Source organism: Lysinibacillus sp. FSL K6-0057, from assembly GCF_038630885.1.
Lineage (GTDB): Bacteria > Bacillota > Bacilli > Bacillales_A > Planococcaceae > Lysinibacillus > Lysinibacillus fusiformis_F.
Genome location: NZ_CP152047.1, coordinates 2725711 through 2737116 on the forward strand (window position 1 = coordinate 2725711; position 11406 = coordinate 2737116).

General features: G+C 35.1%; 15 protein-coding genes. 2 read left to right on the forward strand and 13 right to left on the reverse strand.

The genetic code is table 11. The annotated features are described in order from the left end of the window. Nucleotides 1–94 precede the first annotated feature (94 nt). From MHB40_RS13370 to MHB40_RS13390, 5 genes are all read right to left on the reverse strand, one after another. Entirely contained in the window at nucleotides 95–469 is a 375-nt protein-coding gene (locus MHB40_RS13370) for a DUF6713 family protein (RefSeq protein WP_342532488.1), read from the reverse strand. A 154-nt stretch (nucleotides 470–623) separates the two neighbouring features. Continuing rightward, the gene (locus MHB40_RS13375) at nucleotides 624–1229 is read right to left on the reverse strand and encodes an ABC-2 transporter permease (protein ID WP_342532489.1); all 606 of its coding nucleotides are present in this window, start codon (nucleotides 1227–1229) and stop codon (nucleotides 624–626) included. Beyond that, entirely contained in the window at nucleotides 1222–2088 is an 867-nt protein-coding gene (locus tag MHB40_RS13380; RefSeq protein WP_342532490.1) for an ABC transporter ATP-binding protein, read from the reverse strand. The genes MHB40_RS13375 and MHB40_RS13380 overlap by 8 nt, the downstream gene beginning before the upstream one ends. A 5-nt stretch (nucleotides 2089–2093) precedes the next feature. Then, nucleotides 2094–2465 carry a GntR family transcriptional regulator gene (locus MHB40_RS13385; protein ID WP_205443868.1) on the reverse strand — a complete coding sequence of 124 codons (372 nt, stop codon included), beginning with the start codon at nucleotides 2463–2465 and terminating at the stop codon, nucleotides 2094–2096. Then, the gene (locus MHB40_RS13390) at nucleotides 2422–2634 is read right to left on the reverse strand and encodes a YfzA family protein (protein WP_342532491.1); all 213 of its coding nucleotides are present in this window, start codon (nucleotides 2632–2634) and stop codon (nucleotides 2422–2424) included. Before MHB40_RS13390 ends, MHB40_RS13385 begins: the two co-directional genes overlap by 44 nt. Before the next feature lie 599 nt (nucleotides 2635–3233). On the opposite strand from MHB40_RS13390, the gene MHB40_RS13395 reads away from it, so the two are divergent. Next, entirely contained in the window at nucleotides 3234–3707 is a 474-nt protein-coding gene (locus MHB40_RS13395) for a hypothetical protein (RefSeq protein WP_342532492.1), read from the forward strand. A 317-nt stretch (nucleotides 3708–4024) separates the two neighbouring features. Here the strand turns inward: MHB40_RS13395 and MHB40_RS13400 are convergent, their stop codons facing one another. Further along, nucleotides 4025–4141, reverse strand: a complete 117-nt coding sequence (locus MHB40_RS13400) for a YjcZ family sporulation protein (protein WP_205443869.1) — start codon at nucleotides 4139–4141, stop codon at nucleotides 4025–4027. 849 nt (nucleotides 4142–4990) lie between these two features. Further along, a protein-coding gene (locus tag MHB40_RS13405) for an IS3 family transposase (protein ID WP_342532494.1) occupies nucleotides 4991–6126 on the reverse strand; the annotation gives its coding sequence in 2 pieces (ribosomal slippage) (nucleotides 4991–5904 and nucleotides 5904–6126; 1137 coding nt in all). Nucleotides 6127–6254: 128 nt separating this feature from the next. Here MHB40_RS13405 and MHB40_RS13410 point away from each other — a divergent pair. After that, complete coding sequence (locus MHB40_RS13410; protein WP_342532495.1) at nucleotides 6255–6653, forward strand: hypothetical protein; 399 nt, start codon at nucleotides 6255–6257, stop codon at nucleotides 6651–6653. Between the two features lie 410 nt (nucleotides 6654–7063). Here the strand turns inward: MHB40_RS13410 and MHB40_RS13415 are convergent, their stop codons facing one another. The 6 genes from MHB40_RS13415 to MHB40_RS13440 all read right to left on the reverse strand — a co-directional run bounded on the left by MHB40_RS13415 (nucleotide 7064) and on the right by MHB40_RS13440 (nucleotide 11382). Next, nucleotides 7064–7264 carry a cold-shock protein gene (locus MHB40_RS13415; protein ID WP_004225195.1) on the reverse strand — a complete coding sequence of 67 codons (201 nt, stop codon included), beginning with the start codon at nucleotides 7262–7264 and terminating at the stop codon, nucleotides 7064–7066. 464 nt (nucleotides 7265–7728) lie between these two features. Then, the gene (locus MHB40_RS13420) at nucleotides 7729–8604 is read right to left on the reverse strand and encodes a cation diffusion facilitator family transporter (RefSeq protein ID WP_342532496.1); all 876 of its coding nucleotides are present in this window, start codon (nucleotides 8602–8604) and stop codon (nucleotides 7729–7731) included. A gap of 347 nt (nucleotides 8605–8951) precedes the next feature. After that, nucleotides 8952–9707 (reverse strand): SDR family oxidoreductase, encoded by a 756-nt coding sequence (locus tag MHB40_RS13425; RefSeq protein WP_342532498.1) that lies wholly within the window; start codon nucleotides 9705–9707, stop codon nucleotides 8952–8954. A 237-nt stretch (nucleotides 9708–9944) separates the two neighbouring features. Further along, nucleotides 9945–10601 carry a hypothetical protein gene (locus MHB40_RS13430; protein ID WP_342532500.1) on the reverse strand — a complete coding sequence of 219 codons (657 nt, stop codon included), beginning with the start codon at nucleotides 10599–10601 and terminating at the stop codon, nucleotides 9945–9947. A gap of 46 nt (nucleotides 10602–10647) precedes the next feature. Continuing rightward, nucleotides 10648–11121, reverse strand: coding sequence for a GNAT family N-acetyltransferase (locus MHB40_RS13435; RefSeq protein WP_342440677.1), 474 nt, complete (start codon nucleotides 11119–11121; stop codon nucleotides 10648–10650). Nucleotides 11122–11157: 36 nt separating this feature from the next. Continuing rightward, nucleotides 11158–11382 (reverse strand): hypothetical protein, encoded by a 225-nt coding sequence (locus MHB40_RS13440; protein WP_342532501.1) that lies wholly within the window; start codon nucleotides 11380–11382, stop codon nucleotides 11158–11160. Nucleotides 11383–11406 lie beyond the last annotated feature (24 nt).

Here is an 11406-nt window from a genome sequence, read left to right on the forward strand (position 1 = left end):
CTGTTAATCACCTCCATCTTTATAATAAGCAGAAGATCAACAAATTGGAATAATTTTCAGGAAATTTCACTTTGAAAACTTCCTTTATCATGCCTTAAATCGAGATATTAAATAAAAATACTAAATGTATTACAGCAAGGAATCCTATTGGATAAATAATGGCTCTTGAAAATCTATTTTTAAATTCATTTCGAGGATGTCGTTCAAAAATGAAGTGCAAGATTGCATGAATGATAAAGAATAAATCAAGAACCCAAAAAATAATGGTTTGATACTGACTGAAAAGTAAGGAAAGGATTACTACGTAAAGAAACAGGTGAATAAAAGTGAATACTTTATAAGCCTTTGAATCTTCCATATCTTTAAGTATTATAAACAATCGCCACTCAGAATGTCTTATAGCATCCATTTCGTGCAAAAGAAATAATGAAAAGTTCAATAAAAAAAGGATGAGTAATAAGTCAGGCATATAAAACCTCCTACATTTTATATACCAAATTTTACTATAAAACCACTTTTGAAATACCAAGTAAACCCGCCAAAATATGTCGATTTAAAGTTCGTTATCATTCTTTTCCTCAGATTAAATAATTGAGAGGAAAACATTACCTCAATGAACACAATCAGAACGCTTTTCGTTGGTAAATAATATTGGTAATCCCCCAAGAAATACTATAGATTGCTAAAATAAAAAGTGTCGCTCCAGTATATAAAACCGTGACAGATGTATGATCTATAAAATCAATGATTGCTGTTAAGTGTTCATTCATATACATTGCAATAGGTCGTGAAATCCATGTTAAGAGGATAAAACTAATCAGTATAACAGTTGTAATATAGCCCTGTTTAAATACCTGAAATAATGGGAAAGTAAGCGCAGCAAATAATAAGAATAAGCCGCTACCAATCGCAATATCAGCCATCGTAAAATGTTTATTGAAAGCAAATAACGCTAAACTTGTCACCCCAATGGATAAAATCATATATACAATTGCACCAAGATAGCGTGATGCGATAATCTCCGTACGTGTGTAAGGTAAGGAATTTAATAATATATTTGTCTCTACTTTTTCATCATATGCATATGTGTTAAAGGGAATAAAAATACTGGCAACTAGAAAAATTAAAGCTGGATGTGCCCCCATAATAATAAAGACTAAGATAAAAGGAATAAAGATTACTAGCTGCCTTTTCTGTAGTATGACATCGCGTTTGATTAAGTTAAGCATGATGGATGCCTCCTTTAAAGTAATACATGATATCTTCCAGAGAGGCACGTTCAATAATAACTGTGTCTCCGAAAATATTTTTTGCTGCCTTGATATTATCCGTTAATGCTTCAAATCCTGTTGTTGCACGATGAACATGAACAAATGCCTTTTCAGTATCTCTATCCAGAAGCTCCAATTCGCCTTTAACGAGCGCATAGTTTTGAGCTACATCGTGAATAGACTGATTAAATACTAACTCCCCTTTCTGTATAAAAGCTATATAATCTGCGATACGATCTAAATCAGTTGTAATGTGCGTAGAGAAGAAGATGGTGCGATTACTATCCACCATTAATTCCTGTAATAGATCTAACAGCTCCCGTCTAAAAATGGGATCTAATCCTGCTGTTGGCTCATCCATAATGATCAGCTCTGCGTGATGTGAGAGTGCTATCGCCAATGAAGCCTTCATTTGCATCCCTTTTGAAAAAGTTTTTATCGCTTTGTTTAGTGGTAATTCGAATTGTTCGACATATTGATAAAATAATGTATCATCCCAGCGTTTGTAAGCAGGTGCAACTATGCGTTTTATATCTTTTAAGTTCAGCCCTTCAAAAAAGATATTGCCATCGTATACAAACCCAATGCGCTCCTTAATCGCCTTCTCATGCGTCTTGTAGTCCAATCCGAAAAGCTTCACTTCTCCGGTATCTGGTTTTAATAGATTCATCATCGTTTTTATCGTTGTCGACTTACCCGCGCCATTTGCTCCAATGAATCCCGTAACAAAGCCTCGCTTCACTTGTAAATCAATATTATTTACAGAAAAACCTTTGAACTTCTTCGTTACATTTTTTAATTCAACCACATTTTCCATTTCTTTCACTCCTCGTATAAAATCTTCAATAATTCCTGTAACTCCTCAAGTGACAGGCCCATTTCTCTGCTATTCGTTATGACCGCGCTCAGCTGTTCCTCAATAACCTTCAGCTTCTTTTCTCTTATAACCTCTAAATTTTGCTCTGCAACAAAAGATCCTTTGCCGACAATGGAATAGATAAAGCCCGCCTTCTCTAATTCCTCATAGGCTCGTTTCGTCGTTATCACACTAATTTGTAAATCCTTTGCGAGGTTGCGCATAGAAGGTATTGCTGTCCCCTCCTGTAGTTCACCTGCTAAAATAAGTGATTTAATTTGATTCGTAATCTGTTCATAAATTGGCTCCTTTGAACTGTTCGAAATAATGATTTGCATGCCAATCCCTCTTCTTTATTTTTTTTGAGAATATAGTTGAAATAATGCCCCCTAGTGCTGCAATCAGTATCGCAATAACATGAATTGAGATGGCCATATTAAAAAATGGAAAGGAGTAAGGGGTAATCCATTCGGTGAAGAGCCTCGAATCCAAAATCCATCTTCCCATCCTCGCAACAAAATCTCCCTTCTCTAAAGGCGGAAATACATACGTTTACCTTCACCATCACATATTGTATATATACTATATAAACATTATATACACAAATGAAAATTTAGTTCAACCACTTTTTTGGTTGAAAGGAAATTTTTCACCAATAAGAAGAGGACATGAATGAATGATATTTCTGTAAAGTAAGAGGTTTAATCTAAAGTACAAGCAGCTTTGATAAATAATAAAAAGAAGGAGCATGTTTTGATAAAGCTGATATCAAAACATGCTCCTATTAGATTGGAAAATTCTTAAATCATTTGGTTCGTTATGCTATCTAGAATTAACTTCAGAACAATCTTTTCAAATTTAGATAGCTGTTTTCTTATTAGCATCATTATTTTTTACGCATAAATTTCAGATCTTAACCCGTTACACACATGTATAACACTATTTAATTATTACCATAAAAGGGATTTATTCATTGAATGATCACTGTATAAATTGTGATATATTTATCCATGGTTATTATGACAACAAATTGTAAGCTAGTGATTGATAGGAAATTAATTAGATACGATTATTTCAATTTTATTTTTTGAATATGGGGGATTTACATGAAAAAAGGACTTATAATACTCTCCATTTTATTAGTTGTTACATTATTATTAACCTTTACATATGTTAAAACGCAATCTGAACAAATCAGATACTATAAAACATCGTTTTTTTCAGGCGCACAAGATTTGATAGAAAATTATCAATTTATTTTAGATTTTGAGAAGAGCTATTTAAAAGAACAGAATAGTGATAAAAAGAAGCAAATGCTGGAAAATCATATTAATTTATTGTCACTATCTGAGAATCATTCTGACTCAGTCAAAGCTTTATTATATAAGCAAGTCAATATTGATGAATTTGTAGAATTGGAATCAAAGGTTAGAATGGAGGCTGGTTTATTTCAAAGTTCATCTTCTGATAGCCAAAAACAGATACACGCCAAAAATTTGGATGAAGCCATAGCAAAATTTAGTAAATTTCTTGATGATGGCATGAAAACAAATGATGTATGTCTTTCTGACTCATGTTAAGAACTTTATGTTAGATTAGTACTTTATATGAGCAGCAGAGCTTGTTTTGACAGATGTAAGCCATCACAATTAAGAATTCTATACACGATGCTAAAACAATGGATATAGAATATGGCGCTATCAAGAAAACACTTAAAAGAATATGTTTACTAAAATGAAGTGTGACAAAGTATGCATATGAGGAAAGAAGCTAAAAAAGGGTCACCAGAGTGGGAGACGACCCTTTGGTCATAGCATGGATAAGGCTGATAGATAGGCATTCCACTAGTAGCAGAAGGCGTAATGCAGGTTTTTAATTTTTGCCAATAATACAAGTATTAATTATGCAAAAAACTAGCGCCGACAATAATTAAAAGAATAAATAGGACAACAATTAGAGCGAATGATAAATTATCATGCTTGCCATAGCTTGAACCGTAAACTTCATATCCCATATTAAAGTCCCTCCTTTCAGTCATCTAGAATATGTAAAGTTATAGAAAGCAACTAGCCAGTTATTCTCCTTTTTTAAAAAATGTATATTACATATTTATCGTGGTTCGTACGAATTAGAAATATTTAAGGGTCACTCGGCTGGAAGTGACCCTAAGTAACAATTCGGGAGGTACAAGTTAAACTAGTTTAGCTTAACACTACTATTTATATGAAAAGCTAACTCCTTTTGTATAGTTTATTGCCTTTAAAATAAATTTAAACAATAAAAAAGGCTGTGACGGTCAACCAACGTCATAGCCTATGAAGTGCGTGCGATACACTCATTAATAGTTTGTGTAAATATAGCTTATTTATACATTTAAAAAGCCGCAGCGTCGTCACACGCTACAGCCGTTGTCTTGCCAGTATAGTCAGATGATTCATTATATCATAAATTATCAAATAGCAACTGCAGAATGAACATAGCTGAATATGAGGACACCATTAAAACAAGATAAAATCACTGTGGGAAGTGGACAAGGCATAGAATAAATCGCTCATGGGAGAATAACAAGGGACACTAATAGATATCCTATTGGTCATTTTATTTTAAATTTGATGAAATATAAGTTAATGAAGTTTTCTATTCAGAAGCCAAAACGTATGATTTGGATCTAAGTCAAGATTCCGGACACATTAAAGTTAAGTTTTTGTTTTGTAGCAACCACCATTTATGGAGTGTTCCACATCCCGAGTAGCCAGTCAAAGTGAAAAGAGCCTTTGACAGACTACTCGGGATGTAGAGCGAGAAATCCATGGAGGTTGCGCATCAAAAATGTGAAGGGGAACATTTCTTGTATTCCAAAATGTTACGCCATAGCTCGGCACATATCTTCACATTCATCAGGCGTTAGAAAGCCTATAGCACCGTGAATTCGTTTGCGATTGTACCAACCTTCAATGTATTGAAATAGTGCCACTCTAGCTGTTTCATAATTTTCATAGCGTGTTCGATAGACTTCTTCTTTTTTCAATGTCGCATGAAAAGACTCGATACATGCGTTATCATACGGGCATCCTTTACGGCTGAACGACGGAATCATTTCGTGTTTTTTTAGTTTTTCTTGAAATGTTTCACTCGTATATTGCGTACCTAAATCGGTATGGATGATTAATCCTGAGGATGGATTTTGAGCTTGTACAGCGTAATCCAATGCTTCAACGACCAAATCTACGGTCATTTTTCGTCCGAATTTATACCCTACAATTTTCTTCGAATGTAAATCAAGAACCGACGCCAAGTAGCACCATCCATCTCGGATTGTATGGATATACGTAATATCAGCTACCCATTTTTCATTAATCGTCGTTGTATGGAAATCTTGTTCAAGTATATTTTCACGTTCTTCCACGGGCTTTTGTGTTGGCGTCGGACGGTACTTTTTTGTGATGTTTGAGCGAATACCAGCTTTTTTCATGAGTCGTTGTACGCGTTTAATACTAACTTTCACGCCTTCTTTGAGTAACTGTGCATGTATTTTCGGCGCACCGTATCGTCCATCACTTTCTTTGTGAATGGCACAAATACGTACTGTAATTTTTTTGTTTTCAACTTCGTACACGCTTGGTTTCTTGTGGAAAGACTGATAATACGTACTTTTGGGTACCTTTAAAACGCGACACATTAATTGAATAGGATAATGTTCGCTTTCGTTTTCAATATGGTCAATGAGTTCTTGTTCTGTTACTTTTTCGCGAATATGGTCATAGCCTTTTTTAAGATTTCAATCTCCTGCTTTAACCGAAGATTTTCTTTTTGAATCGAAGAAACTTCCGCTGCAGTTAATTCTTCTGCACCTTCGATTGGAGAATGTAACTTAATCCATTTATAAATAGTTACTTCAGAAACGCCATATTCGCTAGACAGTTGACTGACTGGTGTACCAGAGTGATAAAGCTCCACAACAGTTTGTTTAAATTCTTTATTAAATCTTTTTTGACTCATAAAAAAGACACGTCCTCTCTTGGTTATAATAATACTTACTTAACCAGGATGTGTCCATGACTCCATTCTACATTCAGTTCATACAATATAAACATAATTAAGGCTAAAAATAACAAAGGAGAATGGCTATGAGCATTGAATTTATTACACTTGCACCAACGATATTGCAAGTGTTTAAAGCAGGAGAGTCGAATCCAAAAAAAGTAAAGCGCATTGTTTATGGACAAGCTACATCTGATGCAAATGGGATAGCCACATTTTATTTTACAGACAACGCATTAGCTAATGGCTCCCCTCTTTTATCAACAATTGACTATGCCGTGTCAAGCGTATACTCGACAAATTCGTCGATAAATTTAAGACCGAGAGCACAAATGAGGGAGAAGAATAGTATTGGAAAATATGTCTCAGCTAATATTACCAATATTAGTGGTGTCACAGTATTAGGAATTAGTGTATTGGGTTCAGAAAATCCAGTAAGTGGCGTTATTGTAGATTTTATGGTTTTAGGTAGTTTTGATGTGTAAGAATGGCATATACCAGCCCCACGTAAATACTCCCTCCTGCTGCTTCTGCGTTCATTATCGTCCGTGTTGGGTTGTAGACAACTTGTTTAGGGAATCTGCGCTACAACGATTATCAAAATCATTGGTATAACTACTTAAATCCTCTTGAAAATCTATGCAATTTCTTCCAATGAAAAATATTGGGTAAAAATTTAGGTACAGTTCACTTGAAATGCAGGATAGTTTACAGGAGATTTTCGTATGGTAGTATTTCATAGGGGCGTTTTGGAAGGTGCGTTAATGATAAAAAATCAATTATTAAATCTAAAATAAAGATCTCAATATGTTGTGAGTCAAAAAAATATAGACAAAGTCGAAAAAATCGACTTTGTCTATTGAAAGCACTCTATTCAAGAATGTTTTTTAAAAAATTAAAGTTTAACGATGTTAGCAGCTTGTGGTCCGCGTTGACCTTCTTCTACTGTGAATTCAACTTTTTGACCTTCTTCAAGTGATTTGAAACCTTCACCTTGGATAGCTGAGAAGTGAGCGAATACGTCTTGTCCGCCTTCTACTTCGATGAAACCAAAACCTTTTTCTGCGTTAAACCATTTTACTGTACCTTGTGTCATTTAAATGACCTCCAATAATGTTATTAAATAAAATCATACAACTTCCAAAGAAAAAAATTCACATATTACAAAAAGTAACTAACAAAACACGATTACTCTTTGTAATATGTGAATTTATTATTTCTTTAAGAAAGATTCTATTACATACAGTATATGATAAAAAATCGTATTAGTCCAGCCCTAAATGAAATTTTTATCAATGAAAGGCTAAAACCTACAATTACCACTTATTTTAAAAGTTAAAATTAGTCATTTCATCACCATTAAGCAGTTACAGAATAATTATTTATTGAGGAATATCTCGCCAGTCACTTACATCCCATTGACTTTCATTATTTCCTCCAACAGCCTTCACAGTGCCATCCAATAAGTTGAAACAAACGGCACTGTGGAGGCTGTTATAAAAGACATCACACTTGATAGCTCTCTGTGTAGCTCTTTGGTTTCAATCACTCTACTCCCGTTTATGCCTCCTTAGGTTCAACATGGACATGCACTTCATAGACCCCTTGCTTTTCAACCATATTTTTTTCAACAACAGAAGCGACATCGTGAGCTTTCGTGATATCTAACTTTGCATCTACAAGAATAACGACATCGATTACCTCGTTATTACCATAATTTCTTCCTCTGATTTCTTTCAACCCTTTAACGCCATCTATTTTTAAAATAATTTCTTTGTATGTTTGAAGTATTTTCTCATCAAATCCATCAGAAAGTTCATGAGAAGCATCTTTAAAAATCTCCCAAGCTGTTTTACAAATGATGAAACCTACAATAATAGCTGTTACCGTATCTAACCATGGCATATGTAGTTGTGATCCCAAAATACCTACAGCGGTTCCAATACTTACCCTAGCGTCTGACAAATTATCCTTAGCAGCTGCCATAACAGCTTTACTGTTGATCTTTTCTGCCAATTTTTTGTTATAGCGATAGACAAAATACATCACCAACGCCGATCCTAATCCCACATAGGCTGCAACCATATCTGGCGATTCTTTTCCACCTTGAAAAAATGAAGTAAAAGCACCCACTAATACTTGAATACCAACGGCCATCATAATAAATGAAGCGACCATCGATGCAATGGTTTCACTTTTCCAATGCCCATATCGATGATCATGATCTGCAGGTTTTTGTGAAAGCTTTAGTCCAATCAGTACTGCAATAGAGGCAATTATATCTGTTGTATTATTTAATCCATCCGCCTTTAAGGCCTCTGAACCACTCATGTAACCAATTCCAACTTTCACGATAGATAAAATTATATAGGCAATAATACTGATGATGGCGCCACGTTCACCTAATTTAAGGTTATTATATCTTTCTGCTTCCAATTCACTTACCTCCCACTTACGTACATTATCATCATAACAACCCAACATCGAGTAGGTCTACAGCAACCTTTTTGCCTTACTATACATAAGTAGGGCGAAGATAAAAGTGTTGATTATGGGAAAAAATACAGCGTTTAGGAAGAAACTTAATTACTGGTTAAAAACCTAGAAATTATTATACTAAACGAATAAAATAATAGTGTATCTGTTCTTTAAGATTTTTTTCCTCCAACGAACACACCTGACAAAACTTGGTCATTTCCAAATTCGGAAGTGACCTTTTTTATGGGCACGTAAAAAAGCCTTGCCACAAATCGTAGCAAGACTTTTGATCTCAATTTTATTCTCTATCCTCGCAGAAATCCGCCTTCTGAGTGGATTATTTGTCCAGTTATCCATGTAGCTTCATCACTAGCTAGAAAGCCAATCACTTTGGCCACATCCTCTGGCGTTCCGAGCCGACCCATTGGAAATTTAGGTAGTAAATAACCTCTAATTTCATCATTCATCCATGTAGAATCTGTTGGCCCCGGATTGACAGCATTTACGGTAATGCCTAGCGGTGCTAGCTCCTGTGCTAATGATCTAGTAAAGGCTGAAATTGCCCCTTTTGTTGCTACATAGGCTAGCTCTCCCATCATAGGACCTAAATCTTGACCAGATGTCATATTAATGATTCTCCCTGAGATTAAGTTAGCTTTTTCAAAAAGACGGGCAAATTCCACACAAAGAAGAAAGGTGGACCTCATATTCACCGCGTAATGTTCGTCTAATGTTTGAGCATCTAACACTAGATAGCCATCCTGTGCTGAATGGGCAGCATTATTTACTAAAATGGAAGGTACACCCAGTTGTTCGACGGCCGTTTCGAGTATCGTTTGGGCTGCCTGTGAATCTGATAAATCAATCGTCATTTCTTCACAAGAAACACCCATACTCAAAATCTCCTGTTTGAATTCGCCAATCCAATTACGATCAGCATGCCAGTGTGTAAAAAAAATACTGACACCATCCGCAGCTAATCTTCTACAAATAGCTGTGCCAATATCTCGTGGGTGGCTTGCACCTGTAATGATCGCTATTTTATGCTGCATTTTACTCATTGTTTTTTACCCCCAGTTAATATGGGATGCTTTCGATGGTTATTGAGATTTTAAATAAAAAAAGAGCATCACCATAATGGTCTGCTCCGTTTTTAGGAATCAAAACTCCTCACCGCGCACCCTTGAAAATGAACATCATACCTAGATACACTTTCCCCTTAAAAAAGCTACAGCATTTGCCACATGTAGCGTATAAATTCCCCTTTCTTCATATAATACAAAAATTTGTCTTAATTTCTAATCTAAAATTTTAATTTTATTTTGAACGTCAATAGAAAATGTTTCTATATCAAATTGATGCTGTTTTATTGTGTCTTCCGCTAACTGTTGAGCCTTCTTTTTAGCTATGTCATTTTTCTCTTCTGTTAAATTAATCCTTATCTGAATTTCCTCCGACATAATACTATGATCGATGCTGAAGGCGCCAAAATCTTGTTCAATCATCGTCTCAAATAGATTGGCCATTACATCGTTATAACTTAGCCGAGTGGAGAACGCTTCTGCTGGCTCATAGAGATTCTTTAACGTTATTTGAAAAGAGATGGGGTTTAAATCATTGTCTTTTATAACACCCAACATCGTTTCTTCTATATGTTGCTTTGTCTTATGATCGACCTTGGCGGGTAATGACACAAGGAGCTCGATTTTCCCATTGGATAGAATCCCATAATCTAATTGAAAGCTATAGGATTCCTTGCGCAATGCATGAAAAATCTCACTGATTAAAAATTGATATTGCTGAATATAACGCAATAATTCATTATTGCTAGGTCGTGACAGAGGAGCATTGGATTTTTCAGCAGAATGAATAGGTGCATTGGGAAAAAAGAAAAATGCACCACAAACAAGCATCGAAAGTAGCAACCATAACGTAAATATCTTTTTGATAAACATTTATAGCCCCCTTATTGGGGACTATATGCCAATTATCTAAAGTAAATTACGGTAGAATCTTATAAAATAACACACGGTCTTGTTTTTCGCCACCATAATTACTATGAATGGACATATTATCCATCACTTTGTCACCTTTTTCCATTCTAAAGCCCATATTTGTATGAAAGGCAATAGACACTTCGTTAATAGGCGACGTGACACATTTCACAATATTTCGATGGTATTGCTTCACAACATGAAAGAATACATCATATAATCTTTTTGCAATATTCTGTTTTCTATAATCAGGATGGACCCCAACAAAATGGATAAACGCTTCATTTGTTTTGGACTGCGATAAAAAGCCGATGAGGAAGCCGATAATTTCGCCATCCTTCTCCATTATCAGACTCGTATTTGTAAAGTGATCAAAAAATAATTTAGGCAGCTTATCTGACATATTCCTGCCGCCCCACCACTCATCAATTAATGGAGATAAAGTATAGTAATCTGAACTCTGTACACTACGAATGTTCATGGAATCCCTCCTCCTTTTCAACTCATACAACAGATTTTATGGTCTGAATGTATTGACAGCTACAACAATGAGATAAATGGTGACTATCACCATTGCAAACACACTACCAATCCGTATCAATTTTATTTGCAAATCGGATACCTCTGATGTTTCTTTATAACGCCAACGCTCAAAGAATAAAAAACTTTCCTCAGGATCATACAAACTCCAAATACAATAACCATAAACAGGTATAGATAAAACAATGCAGATGAATAACATCTCTATACCCTCCATCAAGGATGC